The organism is Variovorax sp. TLI9-5A (assembly GCF_056867935.1).
In genome coordinates this window covers 1,301,432-1,328,232 of record NZ_CP200310.1, presented here as the reverse complement: position 1 = coordinate 1,328,232, position 26,801 = coordinate 1,301,432, and the positions used below count along the sequence as shown (strand labels likewise).

22 protein-coding genes are annotated in these 26,801 nt (G+C 67.8%); 6 read left to right on the top strand and 16 right to left on the bottom strand.

Translation table 11 applies throughout. The features are described 5' to 3' along the window. Positions 1-47: 47 nt before the first annotated feature. The 5 genes from AC1VNX_RS06430 (at position 48) to AC1VNX_RS06410 (ending at position 8,645) form a co-directional block, all read left to right on the top strand. Complete coding sequence (locus AC1VNX_RS06430; protein WP_483155958.1) at positions 48-914, top strand: tetratricopeptide repeat protein; 867 nt, start codon at positions 48-50, stop codon at positions 912-914. Between the two features lie 46 nt (positions 915-960). Then, positions 961-2,148 (top strand): vWA domain-containing protein, encoded by a 1,188-nt coding sequence (locus AC1VNX_RS06425; RefSeq protein WP_483155957.1) that lies wholly within the window; start codon positions 961-963, stop codon positions 2,146-2,148. 63 nt (positions 2,149-2,211) lie between these two features. Continuing rightward, positions 2,212-4,158, top strand: a complete 1,947-nt coding sequence (locus tag AC1VNX_RS06420; RefSeq protein WP_483155956.1) for an autotransporter assembly complex protein TamA — start codon at positions 2,212-2,214, stop codon at positions 4,156-4,158. A gap of 15 nt (positions 4,159-4,173) precedes the next feature. Continuing rightward, complete coding sequence (locus AC1VNX_RS06415; protein ID WP_483155955.1) at positions 4,174-8,235, top strand: translocation/assembly module TamB domain-containing protein; 4,062 nt, start codon at positions 4,174-4,176, stop codon at positions 8,233-8,235. Between the two features lie 95 nt (positions 8,236-8,330). Then, positions 8,331-8,645: a hypothetical protein gene (locus AC1VNX_RS06410; protein WP_483155954.1), complete on the top strand. Its 315-nt coding sequence runs from the start codon at positions 8,331-8,333 to the stop codon at positions 8,643-8,645. On the opposite strand, the gene AC1VNX_RS06405 is transcribed toward AC1VNX_RS06410, so the two are convergent. The 7 genes from AC1VNX_RS06405 to oxlT form a co-directional block, all read right to left on the bottom strand. After that, complete coding sequence (locus AC1VNX_RS06405; protein WP_483155953.1) at positions 8,590-8,838, bottom strand: formate dehydrogenase subunit delta; 249 nt, start codon at positions 8,836-8,838, stop codon at positions 8,590-8,592. The genes AC1VNX_RS06410 and AC1VNX_RS06405 overlap by 56 nt on opposite strands. Before the next feature lie 39 nt (positions 8,839-8,877). After that, a complete protein-coding gene (gene fdhD / locus AC1VNX_RS06400; RefSeq protein WP_483161890.1) occupies positions 8,878-9,702 on the bottom strand; it encodes a formate dehydrogenase accessory sulfurtransferase FdhD in 825 nt (274 codons plus the stop codon). Between the two features lie 37 nt (positions 9,703-9,739). Beyond that, positions 9,740-12,610: a formate dehydrogenase subunit alpha gene (fdhF, locus tag AC1VNX_RS06395; RefSeq protein WP_483155952.1), complete on the bottom strand. Its 2,871-nt coding sequence runs from the start codon at positions 12,608-12,610 to the stop codon at positions 9,740-9,742. Between the two features lie 190 nt (positions 12,611-12,800). Beyond that, entirely contained in the window at positions 12,801-14,360 is a 1,560-nt protein-coding gene (locus tag AC1VNX_RS06390) for a formate dehydrogenase beta subunit (RefSeq protein ID WP_483155951.1), read from the bottom strand. After that, entirely contained in the window at positions 14,357-14,857 is a 501-nt protein-coding gene (locus AC1VNX_RS06385) for a formate dehydrogenase subunit gamma (protein ID WP_483155950.1), read from the bottom strand. Before AC1VNX_RS06385 ends, AC1VNX_RS06390 begins: the two co-directional genes overlap by 4 nt. 273 nt (positions 14,858-15,130) lie before the next feature. Further along, on the bottom strand, positions 15,131-15,619 hold the full coding sequence (locus AC1VNX_RS06380) for a gamma carbonic anhydrase family protein (RefSeq protein WP_483155949.1): 489 nt from the start codon (positions 15,617-15,619) through the stop codon (positions 15,131-15,133). Positions 15,620-15,737: 118 nt separating this feature from the next. Further along, the gene (gene oxlT, locus AC1VNX_RS06375) at positions 15,738-17,018 is read right to left on the bottom strand and encodes an oxalate/formate MFS antiporter (RefSeq protein ID WP_483161889.1); all 1,281 of its coding nucleotides are present in this window, start codon (positions 17,016-17,018) and stop codon (positions 15,738-15,740) included. A 687-nt stretch (positions 17,019-17,705) separates the two neighbouring features. Between oxlT and AC1VNX_RS06370 the strand changes: the two genes are divergently transcribed. Then, on the top strand, positions 17,706-17,870 hold the full coding sequence (locus AC1VNX_RS06370; RefSeq protein ID WP_483155948.1) for a hypothetical protein: 165 nt from the start codon (positions 17,706-17,708) through the stop codon (positions 17,868-17,870). A gap of 42 nt (positions 17,871-17,912) precedes the next feature. On the opposite strand, the gene AC1VNX_RS06365 is transcribed toward AC1VNX_RS06370, so the two are convergent. The 9 genes from AC1VNX_RS06365 to AC1VNX_RS06325 form a co-directional block, all read right to left on the bottom strand. Beyond that, complete coding sequence (locus tag AC1VNX_RS06365; RefSeq protein WP_483155947.1) at positions 17,913-18,860, bottom strand: LysR family transcriptional regulator; 948 nt, start codon at positions 18,858-18,860, stop codon at positions 17,913-17,915. Positions 18,861-18,887: 27 nt separating this feature from the next. Continuing rightward, a complete protein-coding gene (pyk, locus tag AC1VNX_RS06360; protein ID WP_483155946.1) occupies positions 18,888-20,306 on the bottom strand; it encodes a pyruvate kinase in 1,419 nt (472 codons plus the stop codon). Positions 20,307-20,460: 154 nt separating this feature from the next. Then, positions 20,461-21,474 carry a 2-dehydropantoate 2-reductase gene (locus AC1VNX_RS06355; RefSeq protein ID WP_483155945.1) on the bottom strand — a complete coding sequence of 338 codons (1,014 nt, stop codon included), beginning with the start codon at positions 21,472-21,474 and terminating at the stop codon, positions 20,461-20,463. A 49-nt stretch (positions 21,475-21,523) separates the two neighbouring features. Next, positions 21,524-22,300 (bottom strand): fumarylacetoacetate hydrolase family protein, encoded by a 777-nt coding sequence (locus tag AC1VNX_RS06350; protein WP_483155944.1) that lies wholly within the window; start codon positions 22,298-22,300, stop codon positions 21,524-21,526. 54 nt (positions 22,301-22,354) lie between these two features. Continuing rightward, positions 22,355-23,254: a succinate--CoA ligase subunit alpha gene (gene sucD / locus AC1VNX_RS06345; RefSeq protein WP_483155943.1), complete on the bottom strand. Its 900-nt coding sequence runs from the start codon at positions 23,252-23,254 to the stop codon at positions 22,355-22,357. A 43-nt stretch (positions 23,255-23,297) separates the two neighbouring features. Then, a complete protein-coding gene (gene sucC, locus AC1VNX_RS06340) occupies positions 23,298-24,476 on the bottom strand; it encodes an ADP-forming succinate--CoA ligase subunit beta (RefSeq protein ID WP_483155942.1) in 1,179 nt (392 codons plus the stop codon). A 32-nt stretch (positions 24,477-24,508) separates the two neighbouring features. Then, on the bottom strand, positions 24,509-24,826 hold the full coding sequence (locus tag AC1VNX_RS06335) for an HAD family hydrolase (RefSeq protein ID WP_483155941.1): 318 nt from the start codon (positions 24,824-24,826) through the stop codon (positions 24,509-24,511). A gap of 276 nt (positions 24,827-25,102) precedes the next feature. Next, positions 25,103-26,350 (bottom strand): formyl-CoA transferase, encoded by a 1,248-nt coding sequence (gene frc / locus AC1VNX_RS06330; RefSeq protein ID WP_126023597.1) that lies wholly within the window; start codon positions 26,348-26,350, stop codon positions 25,103-25,105. Beyond that, positions 26,347-26,793 (bottom strand): PAS domain-containing protein, encoded by a 447-nt coding sequence (locus AC1VNX_RS06325; protein ID WP_483155940.1) that lies wholly within the window; start codon positions 26,791-26,793, stop codon positions 26,347-26,349. The genes frc and AC1VNX_RS06325 overlap by 4 nt, the downstream gene beginning before the upstream one ends. Positions 26,794-26,801: the final 8 nt, after the last annotated feature.

Sequence of the window (26,801 nt, the reverse complement as noted above, 5' to 3'; positions counted from 1 at the left end):
TCGATTCGACCAATAGCAGTTCTTCTCCCCAATCCTCACGACCGCTCATGCTGAATTTATCCCGCTACGCCAATCTCAAGCGACTCCTTCTGACGTTTGCTTTCGGCTGGATGTTTTCGCAGTACACACTTGCGCAGAGCCTGCCTCCAGACGTTGCCAGGCAGTACCACCAGATCATGGGGAACGCGGGCATCGCAAGCAGCCAATTCCTGAACGCCGTAGCGGCGCCGAGCACTGCGCAAAAAGAGGCTTGGTATGAAAAGGCCGTGGAGAAAGGGAAAGAGGAGGCCATAGGCAATCTCGCCATGCTTTTGTACTGCGGTGACGAGCGCTCCAAAGATACGCAGCGCGCATTCGAGTTGCTGCGCCAGTTGAGCGAACGGGGGTCCGCCCCTGCGCCGTGGCTCATCGGCATTGCGTACTATTTTGGTGACGGTGTTCCCCAAAGCTACGAGAAGAGCCTGCCGTGGCTGGAACTGTCGGCCCGGCGAGCGAACCCTCATGCGGTCAAACTGGTAACGGAGATGTACGACCAGGGCCTCGGCACACCAAAATCTGAGTCGAAGAATACGTGGTGGCTAGAGTTTGCGGCGACACACGGCCATCAGGGGGCACAGTTGCAACTCGCCGAACGACTGCTTCGCAAGGCTGCCACCGAGAACGATTTCGTTGCCGCCTATTACTGGTTTCTGGGCGCCAAGAGTCAAGGCGCCAATGTTGATGCAGCGACTGTCGCGCTGATTGAATCGAAAATTGATTCAAAAAAACTAGCAGTCATCAAAGAGGCCGATGCAAAGTTCGGCCCGTTTCGTTGGTCGAGGTGGGATGATGAATCCGTCATAGGCGCCTACACCTTTCCATGCGTAAGACATCTCCAGAACCCCGTGCTGGCACAGATGCACTTCGCACGTTGACTTGCATTCCAGGGCAACTCCGAAGACGAAATTAGGACCCGCCACCATGCTCATCGACTTCTTCTACACCCTGCGCTCGGCCAAGCTGCCGGTGTCGGTCAAGGAATACCTCACGCTGCTGGAGGCCCTGCAGGCCGATGTGGTGGGGCCCAACTCCGACGGTGCACACGGCCTGGACGACTTCTACTACCTCTCGCGCACCGCGCTCGTGAAGGACGAGAAGCACTACGACAAGTTCGACCGCGCCTTCGCCGCCTACTTCAAGGGCGTGGAGATGCTGACCGACTTCACGAAAGAAGTGCCGCTCGACTGGCTCAGGAAGACGCTGGAGCGCGAGTTCACGGCGGAAGAGAAGGCCAAGATCGAGAAGATGGGCTGGGACGAGCTCATGGAAACGCTCAAGAAGCGCTTCGAGGAGCAGAAGGAGCGCCACGAGGGCGGCAGCAAGTGGATCGGCACCGGCGGCACCTCGCCCTTCGGCAACGGCGGCTACAACCCGCAGGGCGTGCGCATCGGCGGCGCCGGCAAGAACAAGAGCGCCGTGAAGGTGTGGGACCAGCGCGCCTACAAGGACTACGACGACACGCAGGAACTGGGCACGCGCAACATCAAGGTCGCGCTGCGCCGGCTGCGCAAGTTCGCGCGCGAAGGCCATGAGGAAGAGCTGGACCTCGACGACACCATCCACTCCACCGCCGCCAACGCCGGCTTCCTCGACATCAAGATGCGGCCCGAGCGCCACAACAACGTCAAGGTGCTGCTGCTGATGGACGTGGGCGGCACGATGGACGAGCACATCCAGCGCGTGGAAGAACTGTTCTCGGCCGTGAAGACCGAGTTCAAGCACCTGGAGTTCTTCTACTTCCACAACTGCGTCTACGACTTCATGTGGAAGAACAACAAGCGCCGCTTCTCAGAGAAGTTCGCCACCTGGGACATCCTGCGCAAGTACAACAAGGACTACAAGCTCATCTTCGTCGGCGACGCGACCATGAGCCCCTACGAGATCCTGCAGCCGGGCGGCAGCGTCGAATACAACAACGAGGAGGCCGGTGCGGAGTGGATCCAGCGCCTCACGCACGCCTTCCCGAAGTTCGCGTGGATCAACCCCGAGCCGCAGGGCGTGTGGCAGTACCGCCAGAGCATCGCGGTGATGCAGCAGCTGATGTCCAACCGCATGTACCCCCTCACCCTGCGCGGGCTTGAGGAGGCGATGCGCATGCTGTCCAAGTAGGACGATGCCGTCGATCCGGCGGGGCCTTCAGGAACCGGCCGGGCTTGCTGTCAGAATCCGCCCATGGTCAGGGCGGTTCCTGTTTCTTCGCCGGCATGGTGGCCGGCTTTGTTTTTGTGCGGCGTCCTGCTCTTGCAAGGCTGCAGTCTGCTGCCGAAAAAGGAATCCGCCGAAGAAAACAAACCCGTGTCGGGCCTTGTGCGCAGCGGCGCGGCAGGTGCCGGCGCCGCAGGGGCTGACAAAGGCGAGACGGAAGACGGCAAGAAGGCCGGCGACAAGCGCGATGCCTTCACCGTCGACGTGCGCGGCCCCGAGACCGTGCGCGACTACCTCAAGCTGCACCTCGAAATCCAGCGCTACCGCGAGCTCGACGACCTCGGCGCGACCGAGATCTCCCGCCTCATGGTGGCCGCCGAGGCCAACGCCCGAGAACTGCTCGGCACGCTCGGCTACTTCACGCCCACGCTGACGCTGGAGCTCAACGAGACGCCGCAAGGCGAAAAAGCCCCGCGCGAGATCGTCATCAACGTGTCGCCCGGCGAGCTCACCAAGGTGAGCAACGTGCAGATCAGCTATGCAGGCCCCATCGCCGACGACGCGGCCGCCGAGTCGCAGCGCGACTCCATCCGCACCGCATGGGCCCTGCGCGCCGGCCAGCCCTTCACCCAGCAGGCCTGGGACGAGGCCAAGACCACCGCGCTGCGCAACCTCACCGCCAAGCGCTTTCCCACCGGCAGCATCGAGATCAGCCGCGCCGAGGTGGACGCCGACCGCAGCGAGGCGCGCCTGAGCGTCACCTACCAGTCGGGCCCGGCCTACAAGTTCGGGCCGCTGGTGCTGCGCGGCATCCAGCGCTACGACCCCGACGGCGCGCGCCGCATCGCGCGCCTGCCCAGCGGCCAGGACTACGACCAGCAGAAGCTGCTCGACGCCCAGCAGCGCCTGGCCAGCAGCGGCTACTACGACTCCGTGTTCCTCACGCTCGACACCGAGAGCGGCAACCCGCTGGCCGCGCCCGTCATCGCGCAGCTGCGCGAGGCGCCGCTGCAGAAGGTGGTGCTGGGCGTGGGCTTCACCACCGACAACGGCCCGCGGCTGTCGATCGACCACATCCACAACCAGGTTCCGCTGCTGGGCTGGCGCGCCGTCTCGCGGCTGTCGGTGGACAACGACATCAAGTCGCTGTCCACCGAGCTGAAGGCCATTCCCGACGACCGCGGCTGGCGCTGGTTCTCGGGCGCCGAACTCAAGAGCGAGCAGTCGGGCAGCTACGTGGTCGACAGCGGCCGGCTGCGCGGCGGGCGCAGCAAGTCGGGCGACCACATCGACCGCAGCTACTTCCTGCAGTACGACTACGCGCAGAACCGCGGCACCAACGCACCGCCCTCGGCCTCGGCCGTGACGGCCAACTGGGGCTGGACCGGGCGCTACTTCGACGACAACGCCGCGCCCTCGCGCGGCTACGGCCTCGCGCTGGAGGTGGCGGCGGGCTACACGCTCACCGGCGAGCAGGTGCCCTTCACCCGCACCTACGCGCGCTGGCTGGGCGTGCTGCCGTTGGGCTCGGCGGAAGACAAGGAACTGCGCGCGCGCCGCAGCCGCCTGCAGCTGCGCGTGGAAGCCGGCGCGGTGTCGGCCAAGGACAGCGCGCAGATTCCCTCCACGCTGATGTTCCTGACCGGCGGCGACACGACCGTGCGCGGCTACAGCTACAAGCAGATCGGCACCGTGCGCGCCGACGGCACCATCGTGGCCGGCCGCTACCTCGGCGTGGCCAGCGTCGAGTGGCAGCGCCCCTTCGTCTACAACAACAAGCTCACCGAATGGGAGAGCGTGGTGTTCGTCGATGCCGGCGCCGTGGCCGACAAACCCGGCGAGCTCAAGCCGAAGGTCGGCGTGGGCGTGGGCGCGCGCTGGCGCAGCCCGGTCGGGCCGGTGCAGGCCGACCTGGCCTATGGCGTGGACTCGAAGAAGTTCCGCCTGCACTTCCGCCTCGGCTTCACCTTCTGACGCGACGCGAGCCAGATGCAGACCGACGTTCAGACTCCGCCGACGCCTCCTCGCCGCTCGCGCGCGCGGCGTGCGATGCGCGCCCTGGCCTGGACCGTCGCCGGCCTGCTGCTGGCCATGGTGCTGCTGGTCGCGGGCGCCTGGTGGTGGCTGGGCTCGAACACCTCGCTGGCCTTCGCGCTCGCGCAGGCGGCGCAGCGGCTGCCGGCCGGGCAGACGCTGGAGAGCCGAGACGTCAGCGGCTCGCTGCGCACGGGCGGCCGCATCGGCTGGCTCAAGTACCAGAGCGACAGCATCGCCGTGGAGGTGAACGACGCCACCATCGGCTGGCAGCTCGCGCCGCTGCTGAAGCGCAGGGTGCAGCTCGGCGAGGTGCATGCGAAGCAGGTGCTGATCGAGAAGCGCGGCCCGCCGAGCGACAAGCCCACCGAGCCGCTGGAGCAGCTCGCGCTGCCGGTGGAGATCGAGCTGCCCTTCCGCATCGACGAGATCCGCTTCGCCGGCCCGCCCGCGCTGCAGGCGCTCAACCTCGCGGGCAGCTACAGCTACAAGGCCGCCGAGCATGCGCTGGAGGTCAAGGGCGTGGACATCGCCAGCGGCCACTACAGCGCCCGCGTGAAGCTGCAGGGCCCCGCGCCGATGGCGATCGACGCTGCCCTCGACGGCCGCGTGAAGGCACCTCTCGCCGAGGACCACGACATCGACGTGCTGGCCGCCGCCACCGTCAAGGGCACGCTCGCCGGCACCGGCGCACGGCTGCAGGTGGCGGCCGAACTGAAGCCGGCCGAGGAGAACGCCGAAGCGCCGATGGAGGCCAACCTGCGCGCGCAGATCGCGCCCTGGCTGCCCCAGCCGGTGATCGACGCCAAGGCCGACCTGCGCAACGTCGATGCATCGAGCCTGTGGCCCGGCGCGCCCGAAACGCGGCTCACCGGCACCGTCGAGCTGCAACCCGATGCCGACACCGGCCCCGCAGCCTGGAAGGCCTCGGCCGACATCCGCAACGCCCTGCCCGGCCCGTGGGACAAGGAGAAACTGCCGCTCGAGCAGGTGCTGGCCAAGGTCGGTTTCGACGGCACGAGCTGGACTATCTCCGAGGCCACCGTGCGCGCGGGCGGCGGGCGCATCGACGCGGCCGGCAAGTGGAGCCCGGCGCCCTCTCCCTGGCAGGCGCAGGCCACCGTGCGCGGCGTGCGGCCCGCCGCGCTCTACAGCGAGCTTTCCGGCGCGCCGGTCAGCGGCCAGCTCAAGGCCGAGCAGAAGGAAAGCACCGTCGCCTTCGACGCCAGCCTGCGTGCCGAGGGCGGCGGCGCGGGCAGCAAGGCCCTGCCCGGCTTTGCGTTCGACCGCGCCCTCGCGCAGGGCCAGTGGAAGGACCAGGTGCTCGACCTGCGCACGCTGCGCATCGAGGCGCAGCGCGCCAGCGTCGACGGCCGCCTGCAGGTGCGCGTGGCCGAGCAGGCCGCCAGCGGCAAGCTGGCCCTCGCCCTGCCCGGCGGCAGCGCGCGGGTCGAAGGCCGCATCGCGCCCGATTCGGGCAGCGGCGAAGTCAAGGCCGCCATCGACGACGCCGACACCGTGCAGCGCTGGGTGCAGGGCCTGCCGGGGCTCTCCGGCGTGTTCGGCGGCGCCGGCGCCAAGGGCTCCGCGAAGCTCGACGCGAGCTGGCAGGGCGGTTGGCGCACCATACAGCGCCGGCTGGAGAACCCCAACGCGCCAGTCGCGCGCGGCAGCGCCGAGCCCAGCATCAAGGCCGCGCTCGCCGTGCCGCGCCTGGAGCTCGCCCTGCCCTCCGAGCAGCCCGGTGGCGCCGCCACCACCGTGCAGCTGCGCGAACTGAATGCCGACCTCGCCGGCAGCCTCGCGCAGGCCACGCTCACGTTGAAGGGCGAAGCCGCCACCGGCACGCAGAAGTTCGACATCGACACCCGCGCCAGCGGTGGCATCGCGGGTGCCGGCCAGTGGCGCGCAGCGCTGGCCAGCCTGAAGCTGCAGGCGCAGGACAGCGCCCGCCCCGGCGCGCCGTGGGTACTGGAGCTGGGCCGTGAAATCACCGCGACCATCCGGACCGCGAGCGGCAACGCGCCGCGCCTGGACGTGGAGGCCTCCGCCGCCTCGGCCACGCTGCGCGGGCCCGTGCCGGGCACGGTGCGCATCGACTGGCAGCCGCTGCGCTTCAGCCAGAGCGGCGCCGCGTCCAGCCGCGTGTTCCGCGTGCAGTCCAAGGGCCAGCTACAGGGCCTGCCGATGGCCTGGGCCGGCGCGCTGGGCGCGGGCTCGGCGCTCAGCGAATACGGCATCAGCGGCGACCTGATGTTCAACGGCGACTGGGACATCGACGCCGGCGACACGCTGCACGCCAAGGCCCGCCTCGCGCGGCAGAGCGGCGACATCCGTGTGCAGGCCGGCGAGGCCGCGCTGGTCACGCGCATCACCAGCACCGGCACGGGCACCGCCAGCGAGCGCACGATGAACGCCGCCTCGGCCAGCGGCGACACGCCCAGCACGCCGGCCGGCCTGCGCCAGGCCGAGCTGCGCCTCGATGCCGACGGCGACGCCGTGCATGCGGTTCTGGCGTGGGACAGCGAACGCGCCGGCAAGATCGACGCCGACATCAACACCCGCGTGCAGCAGCGCGCGGGCGGCTGGCAGTGGGCGCCCGACGCGCCGCTGGGCGGCACCATCAAGGCCATGCTGCCGAACCTGGGCGTGTGGTCGATGCTCGCGCCGCCGGGCTGGCGCATCGCCGGCACGCTGGACGCCAACGCCACGCTCTCGGGCAACCGCGCCACGCCGCGCTGGAACGGCACGCTGGGCGCCGACAAGCTCGCGCTGCGCGCACCGGTGGAAGGGCTGGACCTGCGCGACGGCCGGCTGCGCGCCACGCTCACCGGCGAGCGCATCGAGATCACCGAATTCACGCTCAAGGGCGGCGCCGGCAGCTCGGCGCGCATCGGCGGCCAGAGCGGCAACCGCAGCACCGCCGCCAGCGAAGCCCGCACCGACGGCGGCACGCTCTCGGCCAGCGGCGAGCTCGCCTGGGGCCCGGCCAGCGGCTCGGCCTCCGGCATCCGCATGGCGGTGCAGGGCCAGCTGCGCGCGCTGCGCGTGCTGGTGCGCACCGACCGGCAGGTCACGCTCTCGGGCGACCTGCAGGCGCGGCTGGACAACGGCCAGTTCACCGTGCGCGGCAAGCTCAAGACCGATCGCGCCGTCATCATCCTGCCCGACGAGACCGCGCCCAGCCTGGGCAGCGACGTGGTCGTGCGCTCCGCCGCCAAGGACCGCGAGGCCGCCGAGGCGGCGCAGCGCGAATCCGCCCGCGCCGACGCGCAGGCCGCGAAGCCGCAGACGGCCAAGCCGCCGGACATCGCGGTCGAGTTCGACCTGGGCGACGACTTCGCGGTGCAGGGCCGCGGCATCACCACGCGCCTCGAAGGCAACCTGGAGATCCGCAGCACGAGGCTGAATGCGCCGCCGCGCATCACCGGCGAGGTGAAGACCGTGAAGGGCCAGTACCGCGCCTACGGCCAGCAGCTCGACGTGGAGACCGGCATCGCGCGCTTCAACGGGCCCTTCGACAACCCTGCGCTCGACATCCTCGCCATTCGCCCGAACCTCTCGCAGCGCGCGGGCGTGCAGATCACCGGCACCGCACAGTCGCCGCGCGTGAAGCTGTATTCGGAGCCGGCGCTGTCCGATGCCGAGACGCTGTCGTGGGTGATCCTGGGCCGCGCCTCGGCCACCAGCGGCGGCGAATCGGCGCTGCTGCAGCAGGCCGCGCTCTCGCTGCTCGGCAAGATAGGCGGCGCCACCACCGGCGGCAGCCTCGCCAGCCGCTTCGGCCTGGACGAACTCGGCTTCAAGGGCCCGGGCAGCGGCGGCGACCTGCGCGAATCGGCGGTGACGCTGGGCAAGCGCCTGTCGAAGGACTTCTACATCACCTACGAGCGCAGCATCGGCGGCACCTTCGGCACCCTCTTCATCTTCTACGACCTCACGACGCGCCTCACCCTGCGCGGCCAGGCCGGCCAGACCAGCGGCCTCGACCTGATCTACACGGTCAAGTACGACTGAAGCCGGGGAGCGGTCTCGCCGCCGACTTCGGCCTTGACCCGCCTCTCGCGCGCGTGATAAGAACCGTGCCTCGCCTTCACCGAGGAGCGACCACGATGAAAAGAGTTGGAGACAAGGGCGAGAGCCTTCGGAACTTTCCAGATGGCTCTCGGACATCCGCCCCGCCGGGGCTCTCGCGCATCGCCCTCACGCGCGGCGCACTGCGAGGCACGATCGCGCTGATCGCGGGCCTTGCGCTCGCGGCGTCCATTCCCTACTGGGGCGGCATGCACTTTCCCGTCACCAGCCTCGTGATCTACGTCGCGGGCATGGTGTTCATCGCGATGCCGCTGTGCCTCTACTACGAATCGCTGCTCATGGCGCAGGCAGCAGCGTCGCCCGATGGCTGCGAAGCGCCGATGCCACGATAGGCATCAACAGCGGCGTCTTGCCCGCATCGAAATCGCGCAGCAGCTGGATGCGCATGCTCGGTGCCCAGAACGACTTCAGGTGCGCGGCGATGGCCTGCGTGGCCGCGCCCGCGTCGCTGGGCGACTGCGCCTGGAAGAAGCTGCCGATCTGGTTGGCCATCTTGACCAGTTGCGCCGATTGATCGTGCTCCATTTGGCTTCCGGGAATTTGTTGGGTTGAAAGGAGAAAGGCTCAGCGCAGCCGCTGAGGGTGGCTGTACACGCCAAGATCCTGCTGCCGCACGAAGCCCACCAGCGTGAGCCCCGCGCGCTGCGCCGTGGTCACCGCGAACGAGGTCGGCGCCGACACCGCCGCAAGCAACGGCGCCCCGGCCATCGCAGCCTTCTGCACCATCTCGAAACTCGCGCGGCTGGTAACGGCGATGAAGCCGCCGGATGCGTCGACATCGTTGGCCGCGAGCGCGCCCACCAGCTTGTCGAGCGCGTTGTGGCGGCCCACGTCCTCGCGCAGCCACATCACCTCGCCATCGGGCGAGCACCACGCCGCCGCGTGCACCGCGCCGGTGGCTTCCTGCAAGGTCTGCTGCGAGGGCAGCTGCGACATCGCACGGCCGATGGCTTCGCGTTCGAAGCGCACGGCGGCATCGTCCTGCAGCATGGGCAGTTCGCGCGACACCTGCGTCAGGCTCTCGGTGCCGCACAGGCCGCAGCCGGTGCGCCCGGCCATCGAGCGGCGGCGCTGCTTGAGGCGCGCGAAGGCGGCGCTCGACACCTGCATGTGCACCGTGAAGCCCAGCGCCGATTGCTCGGCCTCCACCGAATAGAGCTCGTGCGCCGCGCCGAGGATGCCCTCGCTCAGCGAGAAGCCGAGCGCGAAGTCTTCCAGGTCGAGCGGCGTCGCCAGCATCACCGCGTGCGAGATGCCGTTGTATTCGAGCGCGACCGGCACTTCCTCGGCCACCCAGTCCTGCACGTCGAAAGGCTGGCCGCCGCGCACGCCGTGCACGGGCAACAGCTGCGCGCCTTCGCAGAAGCGGACGGTGTCGGCGGCCTGCATGTTCATGCGGCGGGCACTCCGCTCTTTCCCTGGCTCTTCACTTGGCCGGCACCGTCTCGTTGCTCTGGTGCGAGGCGGCGGCGAGCAGGTCGTGCTGCGTCCGGTTGAAGCGGCTGTACTCCTGCTGCCAGGCCGAGGGCTGCATCACCGGCGCCACCTGCACCGCCGTGACCTTGTACTCGGGGCAGTTGGTGGCCCAGTCGGAGTTGTCGGTGGTGATCACGTTCGCGCCCGACTCGGGGAAGTGGAAGGTGGTGTAGACCACGCCCGGCTGCACGCGCTCCGACACCGTGGCGCGCAGCACCGTCTCGCCCGCGCGGCTCTGGATGCCGACCCAGTCGCCTTCCTTCACGCCGCGCTCCTCCGCGTCGTGCGGATGGATCTCCAGCCGGTCCTCGCTGTGCCACTGGTTGTTCTCGGTGCGCCGCGTCTGCGCGCCCACGTTGTACTGCGAGAGGATGCGCCCCGTGGTCAAGAGCAGCGGGAACCTGCGCGTGACCTTCTCGTCGGTCGCCACGTACTGCGTGACGATGAATTTGCCCTTGCCCCGCACGAAGCGGTCGATGTGCATGGTGGGCGTGCCGTCGGGCGCGTTCTCGTTGCAGGGCCACTGGATGCTGCCCAGTTCGTCGAGGCGCTTGTAGCTCACGCCGTGGAAGGTGGGCGTGAGCGCGGCGATCTCGTCCATGATCTCTTCCGGGCTCCTGTAGTCCATCGGATAGCCGAGGGCCTGCGCGAGCTTCACCGTCACTTCCCAGTCGGCATAGCCGGCCTTCGGCGGCATCACCTTGCGCACGCGCGAGATGCGGCGCTCGGCGTTGGTGAAGGTGCCGTCCTTCTCCAGGAAGGAGGAGCCCGGCAGGAACACGTGCGCGTACTTGGCGGTCTCGTTAAGGAAGATGTCCTGCACCACCACGCATTCCATGGCCATCATCGCGGCGGCCACGTGCTGGGTGTTCGGGTCGGACTGCACGATGTCCTCGCCCTCGCAGTACAGCCCCTTGAAGCTGCCGCCGATGGCGGCGTCGAACATGTTGGGAATGCGCAGGCCCGGCTCGGGGTCGATCGGCACGCCCCATGCGGCCTCGAACGCGGAGCGCGTGGTGCTGTCCGACACGTGGCGGTAGCCCGGCAGCTCGTGCGGGAAGGAGCCCATGTCGCAGGAGCCCTGCACGTTGTTCTGGCCGCGCAGCGGATTCACGCCCACGCCCTCGCGGCCCACGTTGCCGGTGACCATCGCGAGGTTGGCGATACCCATCACCGTGGTCGAGCCCTGGCTGTGCTCGGTCACGCCCAGGCCGTAGTAGATGGCGGCATTGCCGCCCGTGGCGAAGAGCCGCGCGGCGGCGCGCATCTCGGCCGCCGGCACGCCGGTGACCGCCTCGGTGGCCTCGGGCGACTGCTCGGGGCGCTCGACGTACGACTTCCATTCCTTGAACGAGGCCGTGTCGCAGCGCTCGGCCACGAACTCGTCGGCCATCAACCCCTCGGTCACGATGACGTGCGCCAGCGCCGTGACCACCGCCACGTTGGTGCCGGGGCGCAGCTGCAGGTGGTGCGCCGCCTGGATGTGCGGCGACTTCACGATGTCGATGCGGCGCGGGTCGACCACGATCAGCTTCGCGCCCTGGCGCAGCCGCTTCTTCATGCGCGACGCGAACACCGGGTGGCCGTCGGTCGGGTTGGCGCCGATCACCATGATCACGTCGGCCTTGTCGACAGAGGCAAAAGTCTGCGTGCCCGCCGACTCGCCCAGCGTCTGCTTCAGTCCGTAGCCCGTGGGCGAATGGCACACGCGCGCGCAAGTGTCGACGTTGTTGTTGCCGAGGGCGGCGCGCACCAGCTTCTGCACGAGGTAGGTTTCCTCGTTGGTGCAGCGCGAGGACGTGATGCCGCCGATGGAGTCGCGGCCGTACTTGGCCTGCAGGCGCTTGAACTCGCTCGCGGCGTAGTTGAGCGCGGCCTCCCAGCTCACCTCCTGCCAAGGGTCGCTGATGTTCTTGCGGATCATCGGCTTGAGCATGCGGTCCTGGTGCGTGGCGTAGCCCCAGGCGAAGCGGCCCTTCACGCAGGAGTGGCCCTCGTTGGCCTTGCCGTCCTTCCACGGCACCATGCGCACGACCTCGTTGCCCTTCATCTCGGCCTTGAACGAGCAGCCCACGCCGCAGTAGGCGCAGGTAGTGATCACGCTGTGCTCGGGCTGGCCGAGCCAGATCACCGACTTCTCCTGCAGCGTGGCGGTGGGGCAGGCCTCGACGCAGGCGCCGCAGCTCACGCACTCCGAATCCATGAAGGCCTCGTCCTGGCCCGGCGACACGCGCGACTCGAAGCCGCGGCCGCTGATGGTCAGCGCGAAGGTGCCCTGCGTTTCCTCGCAGGCGCGCACGCAGCGGTTGCACACGATGCACTTCGACGGGTCGTAGCTGAAGTACGGGTTCGACTCGTCCTTCTCGCTCTTGAGGTGGTTGGCGCCGTCGAAGCCGTATCGCACGTTGCGCAGGCCGGTCACGCCCGCCATGTCCTGCAGCTCGCAGTTGCCGTTGGCCGAGCAGGTGAGGCAGTCGAGCGGGTGGTCGGAGATGTAGAGCTCCATCACGCCCTTGCGCAGGTCCTGCAGCTTGGGCGTCTGGGTACGCACCTTCATGCCGGCCTCCGCAGGCGTAGTGCACGAGGCCGGGAAGCCCCGGCGACCCTCGATCTCGACCAGGCACAGCCGGCAGGAGCCGAAGGGCTCCAGGCTGTCGGTGGCGCAGAGCTTGGGCACCTGGATGCCCGCATCCACCGCCGCGCGCATCAGCGAAGTGCCCGCGGGCACGGTGACTTCGTTGCCGTCGATCTCCAGCGTCACCTCGCGCTCCGATTCGCGCCTGGGGGTGCCGTAGTCGATTTCCTTGAGATGGTCCAACATGTCCTTAGCTTTCTCTCTGGTCTGGCAAATTCACTACCGCCGTGCGAAGCGCGAACCGGCTTCGTCACACCTGCAGCTCTCGCACCTGGGTCGCGGAACACCGTGGAACCGGCTTTGCCGGGCCACCGGTGTTGCCCCCTTGAGGGGGGAGGCGGCTACACGAAGTGAGCAAGCAACGGGGGTGGGCATATCACGCGGCCTTGCGGTCCGGCACGGTGATGCCGAAGTCCTGCGGGAAATGGTCGAGCGCCGAGAGCACCGGGAACGGCGTCATGCCGCCCATGGCGCACAGCGAGCCGTGGACCATCGTGTCGCACAGGTCGCGCAGCAGCATCACCTGCTGCGGTCGGTTCTGGTTGCCGCGGATCTTGTCGATCACTTCCACGCCGCGCGTCGAGCCGATGCGGCAGGGCGTGCACTTGCCGCAGGATTCGAGCGCGCAGAACTCCATGGCGTAGCGCGCGAGCTTCGAGAGGTCGGCCGTGTCGTCGTGCACCACGATGCCGCCATGGCCCACGGTGCCGCCGACGGCCGCATAGGCTTCGTAGTCCAGCGGCAGGTCCCACTTCGATTCGGGCAGGTAGGCGCCCAGGGGCCCACCGACCTGCACGGCCTTGATGGGCCGGCCCGAGGCCGAGCCTCCGCCGTAGTCGTAGAGCAGCTCGCGCAGCGTGACGCCGAAGGCCTTCTCTACCAGGCCGCCGTACTTGATGTTGCCGGCCAGCTGCATCGGCAGCGTGCCTCGCGAGCGGCCCACGCCGTAGTCGCGATAGAAGGCCGCGCCGCGCGCCAGGATCAGCGGCACGCTGGCCAGCGTGATGACGTTGTTGATGAGCGTGGGCTGGCCGAACAGCCCCTCGATGGCCGGCAGCGGCGGCTTGGCGCGCACGATGCCGCGCTTGCCCTCCAGGCTTTCGAGCAGCGCCGTCTCTTCGCCGCACACGTACGAGCCCGCGCCCTTGCGCACCGCGAGCGAGAAGCGCTTGCCCGAACGCAGGATGTTGTCGCCGAGGAAGCCCGCCGCCTCGGCGATGCGGATGGCTTCGTTCAGCGTGGCGATCGCATGCGGATACTCGGAGCGCACGTAGATGTAGCCCTGCGTCGCGCCGGTGGCGAGGCCCGCGATGGTCATGCCTTCGATCAGCATGAAGGGGTCGCCCTCCATCGTCATGCGGTCGGAGAAGGTGCCCGAGTCGCCTTCGTCGGCGTTGCAGACGATGTACTTCTGCGCCGCCGCCGTGCCCAGCACCGTTTTCCACTTGATGCCCGCCGGAAAGGCGGCGCCGCCGCGTCCGCGCAGGCCCGAGTCGAGCACCTGCTGCACGATGTCCTCCGGCGCGAGCGCCAGCGCGCGGCGCAGGCCGGCGAAGCCTTCATAGGCCTGGTAGTCGGTGAGCGACACCGGGTCGGTGATGCCCATGCGCGAGAAGGTCAGGCGCTCCTGCTTCTTCAGGTACAGGATCTCCTCGGTCTGGCCGAGCGCCAGCGGATGCCTGCCGCCGGTGAGGAAGCCCGCATCGAACAGGCCCGCCACGTCGTCGGGCGTCACCGGCCCGTAGGCGATGCGGCCGGCGGGCGTGTTCACCTCCACCAACGGCTCGAGCCAGAACATGCCGCGCGAGCCGTTGCGCACGATCTCCAGCATCAGGCCGCGCGCGGTGGCTTCCTTCGCGATGCGCTGGGCCACGCGGTCGGCGCCGGCCGCGAGCGCGGCCGAGTCGCGCGGAACATAGACGGTGATGGTGCTCATGGGGCGACCTGCGCGACCAGCGCGTCGAATGTACGGGGCGTCATGCGCGCATGCGGCTGGTCGTCCAGCGTCATCGCGGGAGAGGAGGCGCACAGGCCGAGGCAGAAGGCCGGCTCCAGCGTGAAAGCGCCGTCCTTCGTGGTGCCGTGCGCGCTGCAGCCCAGGCGCAGCTCCGCGTGGGCCAGCAGGGCATCGGCGCCCATCGACTGGCAGGCCTCGGCGCGGCAGATCTGGATCACGTGGCGGCCCGCGGGTGCGCTGCGGAAGTGGTGGTAGTAGGTGACGACGCCGTGCACCTCGGCGCGCGAGAGGTTCTGCGCCTCGGCGATCACCGCCACCGTGTGCGCGGGGATGTAGCCGAGCGCGTCCTGCACGTCGTGCAGTATCGGCAGCAGCGCGCCGGGCTCGTTCTCATGCGCCTGCAGGACGCGCTGCACGGTGGCGAGCTCGCCCGCCTCGTGGCCCTGCTGCGCCTGCTGACCCTGTTCCTGTTTCATGGTCCGTCCGATCTGCTCCGTTGCTGCCTGTCGCTGCCTGTGGCCCTGAAGCCATTCAAGCGGAGCTGTTTTCATCGTGGTTCCGTCACGGGTTCGACGTCGCGAATTCGACGCGAATCCCGTGGTCGTCCGCTTGGGGATCAATGTCGATGAATCGGGCGTCGGGGGCCTTGACACAAGTCAATTTCCGCCGAAACAAGCACGGTGCCAATGCGCACAAACCCTGCGGGCGCGCAGGGTTTCGCAAGGATCGGAAGAACTGAGCGAAAGCCCCTATCGGGCGGAGGCTTCGCGCGCCCTGCGCAGCTGCGCTTCGGCCTCTTCGTCGCCCACCTCGCCGGTGACCTTCGCGGGGCGGCCCGCGATGCGCGAACGGTCGGGAAATACCTTGCCTTCGGTCAGCAGCGAACCCGGCTCGACGATGCACCCACGGCCCACCACCGAGCCGTTGAGCGCGACGGTGTTCTCGCCGATGACGGCGCCGTCGCCCACGGTGCAGCCGTGCAGCATCACATGCGGCCCCACCGTCACATCGGCGCCGATGGTGAGCGGAAAGCCCGGGTCCGCATGCAGCATCACGCCCGCCTCAACCTGGCTGCCGCGGCCGACGGTGATGGGCTCGTTGTCGCCGCGCAGCACCGAATGCGCGCCGATGCTGCTGCCGGGCGCGAGCACGACCTGCCCGATCACGCTGGCGCTTTCGGCCACGCGGGCGCTGGCGTCGATGACCGGTTCATGCGCGTCAAGTCGGTAGATCGTCACTGCGAGGGCTCCTGTTCATCGGCAAAAGGCCCCGCCATCTTCATGGCGGGGCCGTGTGGGGAAAGACGGAATGTCCGGATGGTACCGGCGCTGCCCGCCTTCGTGGTGACCAGGTGTTCTATTCGTTGCTGCTGGCCTCGATGTGCTTGCGACGCATCGGCCGCAGCACGAACCACGCCATCAGCGCCGCGAGCGCATTGACCGCGCTGGCCGCGATGAAGACGGCCTGCCAGCTGCCGGTGGAAGCGGCCAGCACGCTCGACAGAGGCACCAGCAGCGAGGCCGTGCCCTTGGCGGTGTAGAGCATGCCGGCGTTCGATGCCGCGTACTTGGAGCCGAAGGTGTCGGCGCAGGTCGAGGGGAACAGGCTGTAGATCTCGCCCCAGGCGAAGAACACGATGCCGGTGAGGATCACGAAGAGCAGCGGGTTCTGGCCGTAGTGGTAGAGCATCAGGATGCCGACCGACTCGATCGCGAAGGCGATGAACATGGTCTGCTCGCGGCCGATCTTGTCGGACACCCATCCGAAGAAGGGCCGCGTGAGGCCGTTGAGCACGCGGTCGATGGCCAGCGCGAAGGTCAGCGCGGGCAGCACCAGGCCCATGATGTTGACCGGCACGTCGATGATCTTGAAGTCCTTGGCGATGGGCGCGAGCTGCGCGGTGGCCATCAGGCCGCCGGCCGCCACCATCACGAACATCGCGTACATCACCCAGAACACCGGCGAGCGCAGTACCTCCGACGGTGCGTAGTCGCGGCGCGACTGCTGCACGGCGCGGTTGTTCGAAGCCTTGGCGTGGTCGGGTGCGCGGGTCAGCATCCATGCGAGCAGGAACACGATCAGTCCCTGCCCGATCCCGAAATAGAGAAACGCCGATTCGTAGCCGCTGGACTTGATCATCGAGGAGATCGGGATGATCGTGAGCGCCGAGCCCGCGCCGAAGCCCGCGGCGGTCATGCCTGCCGCGAGCCCGCGCCGGTCGGGGAACCACTTGAGCGCGTTGCCCACGCAGGTGCCGTAGACCGCGCCGGCACCGACGCCGCCGATGGCCGCCGCGATGTACAGCAGCGCGAGCGAATCGGCGAACGAATTGAGCACCCAGCCCAAGCCGCACAGCACGCCGCCCACCAGCACCACGGGACGCGGGCCGAAGCGGTCGACGAGGTAGCCTTCGATGGGCACCAGCCAGGTTTCGGTGAGAACGAAGATGGTGAAGGCGACCTGGATCGCGGCGCGGCTCCATCCGTGCTTGTCGGCGATCGGATTGACGAAGAGCGTCCAGCCGTACTGCAGGTTGGCGATCATCGCCATGCAGACGATGCCTATGAGCAATTGGCCCCATCGGTACGCCTCTGATCGGGTCGCACTGGCGGCATAGTTTTCGGACGGTGGATACATCGCGGCGTTGGAACCTGCGATCGTGGAGGTGGGCCGAGTCATGGAGTTGTCCTTGGTGTTTTCGTTGAAATCCGACGGGCTGCCAAAGCAGAGCAATCAGTCGAGCGATCGGTGTGTATCGACGGGCGACGAGGCTTCGTTGACATCGATACACGGCATTGGATTCACTAGCGTTGTGCGCGTGAATGACTGTCGGACCGAGCGACTCAAAAACTCTTGACCTCAGTCAAGTTCACACGAATCGCACTCTCGCGGAACCCCCGAGGTATCCCTAGCACGAGGCACTGATTCCTCTCTGGAAATCGCACTGCGCGCGATGCGGATGAGAGGCCGCTGCGATGCATGTCGAGCGGGCTTCGCGCATCGCATCACGGAAGAGAAATGGATGACGGAATTTCGATGATTCGCGCGTGATGGTTGCGCGCCCTTTTGCGATGCATGCGTCAGCTCATGCGATGTCTTCGATGGCTTTGCAATGCACGCGCTGCGCGCGGCCGATGCTCTTCCGATCGGCTCTGGCAGGGGAACTTCCGCCCCATGAAGAGAACCTCTTCGACAGGGAAAAAATTGACCTGGGTCAAGAAACGCGAAAATCGCGTTTGCCCTCGTCTAGGGTAAACCCTAAAATTCAGGGTAATCCCTTCGGTCTTTCCGATTCAGTTTCAGATTCTTTTTTTGGAGCACTCAATGAGCCACACGACCCTGAATTCCAACGCGCTGCGCGCCCCCTCGTCTTCCTCGGCCGCCAGCAACGTCATGCGCGAGCTGTTCGCGGTGATGCCCATCGTGATCTTCTACAAGGCCGCTCGCGCCGCCCTCATGCAGCGCCGTTCGGCACTCGTGCGGCGTTGAACCGCCGCGGCGGATTCCTCCCCCACCAGGAGCGCGCGCGAGTCACTCGCCGCGCTCTTTTTCTTTGGGGCCTTCGAAGGGAACGATCTGCGAGATCAGCGAAGGCCCGTCGCTCAGAAGAAACTCCTTGAAGGCCTGCGCCACGGGCGGCAGCCGCTTGCTGCGGCGGTGCACCACGTACCAGTTGAGCATCAGCGGCAGGCCTTCCACGTCGAGCACGCAGAGGCTACCCCCGCGCAACTCCTGGCTCACGGTGTGGGCTGAAAGAAAGCTCACGCCCATGCCCGCGATCACCGCCTGCTTGATGGTCTCGGTGCTGCGTATCTCCATCGCGATGTTGATGCCGCTCAGGTCGCCGCCGAAGCCCTCTTCCATCGAGTGCCAGGTGTCGGACGCCTTCTCGCGCACCACGAAGGGCTCGCGCATCAGTCGCGCCATCGGAATCCTCTTCTCGCCCGCCAGCGGATGGCCCGGCGCCGCGACGATCACATAGGGGTGCGGCGCGAAGGGCTGGTTGACGGTGTCGAGATCGGTGGGCGGGCGCACCATGATCGCGAGATCGGTGAGGTTCTCCGCGATGTGGGTCAGCAGCTCCGCGCGGTTGTGGACCGTGAAGTTCAGCGTCACGCCCTGGTGGCGGCTCGCGAACTCGACCAGCAGGCGCGGAAAGAAGTAGTCGCCCGCGCTGATGACGCCCACGTTGAGCTTGCCGCCGGAAACGCCCTTGAACTGCATCATCGCGTGCTCGGCCGCCTCGAACTGCTGGATGATCGCGCGGCTGATCTGCAGCAGCTCGGTGCCCGCGGGCGTGAGGTAGATCTTCTTGCCGAACTGCTCGAAGAGTGCATTGCCCGCGTGCTCCTCGAGCTTGCGCACCTGCGTGGAAACGGCGGGCTGCGTGAGGTGCAGCTCTTCGGCCGCGCGCGAGAAGCTCAGCAGCCGCGCCACTGCCTCGAAGACCTTCATCTGGCGCAGGGTCGCGTGTTTCATCGCAATGCTGCTAGCGGCGAACGGTGTTCAGCGCGGTATTCGGGCGACGTGCAGCAGGTTGGTTGTGCCCGACTGCCCGAAGGGCAGGCCCGCCACCACCACCACGTCGTCGCCCTCCTTTGCGAAGCCCTCGCTGCGCGCCGTGCGGCAGGCGCAGTCGATCATCTCCGCCACGTCGTGCACGTCGTCGACCAGCACGGCATGCACGCCCCACACCATCGCCATGCGCCGTGCAGCGGCAACGTCGGGCGTGAGGCTCAGGATGGGCACCGCCGGGCGCTCGCGCGCCGCGCGCAGGCTGGTGAAGCCGGAGGATGTGTAGGTCACGGTGGCGGCCGGCGCGAGCAGCGAGGCCACCTGGCGCATCGAGGCGCACACCGCGTCGGCCGTGGTCGACAGCGCCGCATCGTGCGTGGCATCGATGCCCGCGCGGTACGACGGGTCGGCCTCCACGCGCGCGATGATGCGGTCCATCATCGCGACCGCCTCCAGCGGATATTTGCCCGAGGCCGATTCGGCCGAGAGCATCACCGCGTCGACGCCGTCGTACACGGCGGTCGCCACATCCGACACCTCGGCGCGCGTGGGCACCGGCGAGACGATCATCGATTCGAGCATCTGCGTCGCCACCACCACCGGCTTGCCGCCCTTGCGGCAGGTGCGCACGATCAGTCGCTGAAGCTCGGGCACCTGCTCGGGCGGCAGTTCCACGCCGAGATCGCCGCGCGCCACCATGATGCCGTCGCACAGTTCGACGATCGCATCCAGGTGCTCGATGGCCGCGGGCTTCTCCAGCTTGGCCATGATCCACGCGCGCGAGCCGATGATGGCGCGCGCCTCCTCGATGTCCTCGGGCCGCTGCACGAAGGAGAGCGCGACCCAGTCCACGCCCATCGAGAGGCCGAAGGCCAGGTCGTCGCGATCCTTGGACGTGAGCGGCGAGATCGGCAGCAGCACGCTGGGCACGTTGACCCCCTTGCGGTCGGAAATCGGCCCACCCACCAGCACCGTGGTCTCGGCGAAGTCGGCACCGTGGCTGTCCACGCGCAGGCGCAGCTTGCCGTCGTCGAGCAGCAGCTCGGTGCCGTTCTGCAGCGCAGCGAAGATTTCGGGATGAGGCAGCGGCGCGCGGCGTGCATTGCCGCTGGCCTGGCTCATGTCGAGCCGGAAGCGCGCGCCCGCGTCGAGATGCGCCCGCCCGCCCTCGAAGGTGCCCAGCCGCAGCTTGGGCCCCTGCAGGTCGAGCAGGATGCCGATGGGCCGACCGTATTCCTGCTCGAGGCGGCGGATGCTCTCGATGCGGCGCGCGTGGTCGTGCTGCGTGCCGTGGCTGAAGTTGAGCCGGAACACGTCCACGCCGCGCCCGAACAGTGCGCGGATGGCCGGCTCGTCGGTGGTGGCCGGGCCGAGGGTGGCGACGATCCGGGCGCTGCGCGTGCGTCTCATCGAACGCCCCCGGTACCCAGGGCATTGCTCCCTCTCCCCTCGGGGAGAGGGTGGGGGTGAGGGCCGACGGCGTTGGTCGAGGCGGGGCCCACGCGAAGGCCGCCCCCCTCACCCCAGCCCTCTCCCCGAGGGGAGAGGGAGAAACGCCATCCGCTCATGCCGCGATCTCGTCGAGCTTCACCCGGCCGCGTTGGTCTTCCATCGTGCGCGCGAGCAGCTTGACGAGGCTGTAGACGGTGTCGATGTGCGGCGTGGGCGTCTCGGTGAGCCGGGCCAGTTCGACCACGGCGCCGACCAGCGCGTCGATCTCGGGCGCGCGGCCTGCTTCCACGTCCTGCAGCATCGAAGTCTTGTGCTTGCCGACCTTCTCGGCGCCCGCGATGCGCTTTTCCAGCGTCACGCGGAATTCGATGCCCAGCTTGTGCGCGACGGCCTGCGCCTCGCGCATCATCGCGGCGGCCAGCTCGCGCGAAGGCGGGTACTGGCAGATGTCCACGAGCGTGGAATGCGCGAGGCTGCTGATCGGGTTGAAGGTGAGGTTGCCCCACAGCTTGAGCCAGATCTCGGAGCGGATGTTGTCTAGCACCGGCGCCTTGAAGCCCGCGCCGGTGAAGCAGGCCGAGACCCGGTTCACGCGCTTGCTGCTCGAGCCGTCGAGCTCGCCCACCGGGAAGCGGTCGCCCTCGATGTGCCTGACCACGCCGGGCGCGATGAGCTCCGAGGCCGGATACACCACGCAGCCGATCACGCGCTGCGCGGGGAGCTTCGCGGCGACGATTCCCGAAGGATCGACGCTGCGCACCGGCGTGCCTTCGAGCGCGCCGCCGTGCTTGTGGAAGTACCAGTACGGGACGCCGTTCTGCATGGTCACGACCACCGTGTCGGGCCCGAAGAGCCTGGGCACGTCGTTGGCGACGGTCTCGACCTGGTGGGCCTTCATCGCGAGCACCACGATGTCCTGCGCTCCCGCCTCGTCGTAGCGGTCGGTAGCCTTGACGTTGCGCGCCACCTGTTCCTCGCCTTCGGCCGATACCAGCTTGATGCCGTTGCGGCCTATGGCTTCGAGGTTGGCGCCTCGCACGATGAACGTGACGTCCTCGCCGGCCAGCGCGAGCTTCACGCCGACCAGCCCGCCGATGGCGCCGGCTCCGATGATTGCAATTTTCATGTCGTCTATCCCCAAGAGTTGAAATCCTTGCGCGACCCTTGCGCTGCGTTCAGCCGAAGCGGTTGCTGAGCTTTCCGATGCCGCCGATCTCGATCTCGACGAGGCTGCCGGGCTTCATGGAGCCGACGCCGACCGAGGTGCCGCAGAGGATCACGTCGCCGCGGTGCAGCGTCATGTCCTGCGAGATGAGGCTCACGAGCTGCTGCACAGAGAAGCGCATGTCGCTGATCGGGTAGTTCTGCCGCTGCTCGCCGTTGAGCGTGGTGGTCACGGTGAGCGTGGCGGGGTCGAGGCCGGTGGCCACCACCGGGCCCATGGGGCAGAAGGTGTCGAAGCCCTTGGCGCGCACCCACTGCGCGAAGGAGGCATCGCGGTTGAGGATGTCGGCCACGGTGACGTCGTTGGCGCAGGTGTAGCCGAACACGTGGTCGAGCGCGTCGGCTTCCGGCACGGCGGTGGCGGTCTTGCCGATGACGATGCCGAGTTCGCCCTCGAACACCACCTTGCCGTCGCACAGCGGCTTGCGGATGGGCTTGCCGGGCGCGAGGTACGAGTTGGGCGTCTTCAGCAGGTACAGCGGCTCTGCCGGCACCGGCAGGCTCAGCTTGGCGCCCAGCGCGTGGAAGTTGTTCCACAGCGCGATCACCTTGGTGGGCTCGGTGGGCGTGAGCAGCTGCAGCCCGGCCAGCGCGAACACGCGGCCCGTGGGCTCGGAGCTGCCGAACATGTCGCCCTGCCACTCGTGCACCGCGTCGCCTTCGAGCGTGCCGAAGCCGATGCCGCCGGCGTGCTCGAAGCGGACCCATTTCTTCTGCTGCTGTTCCATGTTGTTGTCGTCTTTCTGGATGTTGAGGATTCGGGTCCGCCGCCGTTCGATCGATCAGTCGAACGGCAGGTAATCGGGCACCACGAGCGAGGCGAGCAGCTTTCCCATGTCCGCCGGATTGCGCGTGACGTGGATGCCGCACTCCTTCATCACCGCGAGCTTTTCCTGCGCGGTGCCGCGGCCTCCGGAGACGATGGCGCCCGCATGACCCATGCGCTTGCCGGGCGGCGCGCTGGCACCGGCGATGAAGCCGACCACGGGCTTGGTCATGTGGTCGCGTATCCAGCGCGCGCATTGCTCCTCTGCGTCGCCGCCGATCTCGCCGACCATGATCACGGCGTCGGTGCGCGGGTCGTCGTTGAACATCTTCAGCACGTCGATATGCCGCAGCCCGCCGACCGGATCGCCGCCGATGCCCACCACCGTCGACTGCCCGATGCCGAAGCTCGCGAGCTGGCTCGCGGCCTCGTAGGTCAGCGTGCCCGAGCGCGAGACCACGCCGATGCGCCCGCGCTGGTGGATGTGGCCGGGCATGATGCCGATCTTGATCTCTCCGGGCGTGATGAGCCCCGGGCAGTTGGGCCCCAGCAGCAGCGTCTTGCGGCCCTGCATGCGGTGGCGGGTGCGGATCATGTCGCGCACCGGGATGCCCTCGGTGATGCAGATGACCAGGTCGAGCTCGGCATCGACGGCCTCGTCGATGGCGGCGGCCGCGAAGGCCGGCGGCACGTAGATCACCGAGACCGTCGCGCCGGTTTCTGCCTTGGCCTCCTTCACCGTGCCGAAGATCGGAATGCCCGCCATCGACTGGCCGCCCTTCAGCGGATTCACGCCCGCCACGAAGCAATGCCTGCCGTTGCCGTATTCGAGACAGGCCTGCGTATGGAACTGCCCCGTCCTGCCGGTGATGCCCTGCGTGATGACGCGGGTGTGCTTGTCGATCAGGATGGACATGCGGCGAGCTCCATCGACTGTTGCTGGAAACGACGAGAGCGGCTCATCGCTGGCGCTCCCAGTTGCTGGCCGCGCCGATGGCCCGCTGCGCGGCCTCGGCCATGTCGTCGGCGTTGATGATCGACAGGCCCGACTGCGCGAGGATGGTCCGGCCCAGGTCCTCGTTGGTGCCCTTCATGCGCACGATCAGCGGCACCCTGAGGCCGGTCTCGCGCACCGCGTCGACCACGCCGTGCGCGATCACGTCGCACTTCATGATCCCGCCGAAGATGTTGACCAGCACGGCCTTGAGCCTGGGGTTGCGCAGCATCAGCTGCACGGCCTCGGCCACCTTGTCGGCCGTCGCGCCGCCGCCCACGTCGAGGAAGTTGGCGGGCGAGCCGCCGTAGAGCTTGATGGCGTCCATCGTCGCCATCGCGAGGCCCGCGCCGTTGACCAGGCAGCCGATGTCGCCGTCGAGCGCGATGTACGAGAGGCCGGCGTCCGAGGCCTCGATCTCCACCGGGTCTTCCTCGCCGAGGTCGCGCATCGCGGCGATGCCGGGTTGGCGGAAGAGCGCGTTGTCGTCGAAGTCGAACTTGGCGTCGAGCGCGATCACGCGGCCGTCGCGTGTGAGCACCAGCGGGTTGATCTCGGCCAGCGAGGCATCGCTGCCGTCGAAGGCCTGCCAGAGGTTCTGCATCAGCACGCGCGCCTGCACCACCGCGCGGTCGGCGATGCCGATGCGCCGCGCGATGCCGTCCGCCTCGGCCACGCCGAGGCCGGTGTCGGGGTTGATGAAGAGCCGGTGAATCTTTTCGGGCGCGCGCGCGGCCACCTCCTCGATGTCCATGCCGCCTTCGCTCGAAGCCATCAGCGCCACGCGCTGCGAGTTGCGGTCGACCACGAAGCCCAGGTAGAGCTCCTTGTCGATCTCCACGCTTTCTTCCACCAGCAGTTGCTTCACCACGCGGCCTTCGGGGCCGGTCTGCGGCGTCTTCAGCGTCATGCCGAGCATCTGGCCGGCGTGGCGCCGCACCTCGTCCACCGACCAGGCCGGCTTCACGCCGCCGCCCTTGCCGCGGCCGCCCGCGTGGATCTGCGCCTTGACCACCCAGGCGCGCCCGCCGATGCGGCTGGCGGCCTCGGCCGCCTCGTCGGGCGAGCGGCAGACGAAGCCGCGAGGCGTTGCCACGCCGTATTGGCGCAGCACCTCCTTGCCCTGGAATTCGTGGATGTTCATGGCCGCAATTACCTGAAATCGTTAATTGAAATTCAGGCGCCCAGCTCGACGCCGTGGCTTTCGGCCCAATTAAAATAGCTCGACGAAGCCATTTCGCGCTTTCTGTGGATTTCCTTTTTCTGCTCGATGGCCAACGCCAGGAATTCGGCGTCGTAGGCCTTCAGCAGATGCGGCTGCTCGGTCTTCAGGTAGTGGCCGATGCGCGTATTGGCGTCCTGGCCCAGGCCCATCAGGCGGTCGTAGGTCTCGCCGTCCCAGTGCCAGCGCAGCCCCAGCTCGAAGAAGGCGGCGTTATAGGCATTGCGCTCGATCTCGTCGCGCCAGTATTGGATGGGTGACTGGTTTTCCATGATCTTCTCCTTGAATGAATGCCGGATCGACGAATGGGATGAGAAATTCCGGCGAGTTCAAAATGTAGAAGCGATGGACGATAAATAAAAATCAAATGAATTTATAAAAACCATTCATTGCAGGTTATGGATGAAAATCTCGCAATTCCAGCCAGACCGGTAACCGGCAATTGATTCGAAATCCGGGCGCGCAGGCGCCCTCCGCGCTGCCCGTGAACAGGCAGCGCGCCAGAAAAGAGAAAAACGGCAAAAGGCGGCGGCCCGCGCCGCCGGGCCTCAGATCACGCGTTCGGCCCGCAGGGTCGCCAGGGCGTCCGCGTCGTAACCGAGCTGCCTGAGCACTTCCTCGGTGTGTTCGCCGAGCAGCGGCGAACGCGTCACCACCGTCGGGCTGTCGGACATCTTGATGGGGTTGCCCACCGTCAGGTACTTGCCGCGCACCGGGTGGTCGACCTCGACGATGGTGCCGGTCTCGCGCAGCGACTCGTCCGCGGCGATCTCCTTCATCGAGAGGATCGGCCCGCACGGGATGTCGTATTCGTTGAGGATGTCCATGGCCTCGAACTTGGTCTTGGTCATGGTCCACTGCTCGATGCGCGCGAAGATCGGCTTCAGGTGCAGCAGGCGCGCCGCCGGCGTGGCGTAGGCCTCGTCGGTGATCCAGCCTTCCTCGCCGATGACCTTGCACACCGCCGGCCACACCGCCGCCTGCGTGATGAAGTAGATGTACGCGTTGGGGTCGGTTTCCCAGCCCTTGCACTTGAGGATGGAGCCGGGCTGGCCACCGCCCGATGCATTGCCCGCGCGCGGTACCGCGTCGCCGAACTTGCCGTCGGGGTACTGCGGGTACTCGTGCATGGTTCCGGTGCGCTCCAGCCGCTGCTGGTCGCGCATCTTCACGCGGCACAGGTTGAGCACCGCGTCCTGCATCGGCGCGAGCACCTGCTGGCCGCGCCCGGTGCTGTTGCGCTGGAACAGCGCCGCCAGGATGCCGAGCGCCAGGTGCAGGCCGGTGCCGCTGTCGCCGATCTGTGCGCCGGTGACCAGCGGCGGACCGTCCTCGAAGCCGGTGGTGGAGGCCGCGCCGCCCGCGCACTGGGCCACGTTCTCGTAGACCTTGCAGTGCTCGTACTTGCCGGGCCCGAAGCCCTTGACCGAGGCGACGATCATGCGCGGGTTGAGCTTCTGGATGTGGGCCCAGGTGATGCCCATGCGGTCGAGCGCGCCGGGCGCGAAGTTCTCGACCAGTACGTCGCAGGTCTTGATGAGGCTGTCCAGGACCTCCTTGCCCTTGGGGTTCTTGGTGTCCAGCGTGATCGAGCGCTTGTTGTGGTTCAGCATCGTGAAGTAGAGGCTGTCCGCGCCGGGAATGTCGCGCAGCTGGCCGCGCGTGGCGTCGCCTTCTCCCGCGCGCTCGACCTTGATCACGTCGGCGCCGAACCACGCCAGAAGCTGGGTGCAGGTGGGGCCCGACTGCACGTGGGTGAAGTCGAGGATGCGCACGCCCTCGAGTGCTTGGCTCATTGACTGTCTCCTTCTCTGATCGTGGTGGCTTCGACTTCTACCAGACGGGCGCGAAGTTTGCGCTCCTCGGCGAAGCGGGCGGTCTCGTCGCGCACGACGGCGACGATGCCCGTGACTTGGTGATCGGCGGAGAACAGCATCGACACCGTGAAGGCGATCGACAGGGTGCGCCCCTCCTTGTGCAGGGCTGGCACGCGCAGCAGGTCGGCGCCGTACTTGGTGACGCCGGTTTCCATCGTCTTGTGATAGCCGTCCCAGTGCCGCTGGCGTTGGCGCTGGGGGATGATCAGGTCGAGCGACTGGCCGAGCGCCTCGGCCTCGCTGAAGCCGAAGATGCGTTCGGCGGCGCGGTTCCACAGCGTGATCGCGCCCTTCGCGTCGCACACCATGATCGCATCGCCGGAGCCTTCGACGAGCTGCTTGAAATCGACATTCGCTTGCATGTTTGCCT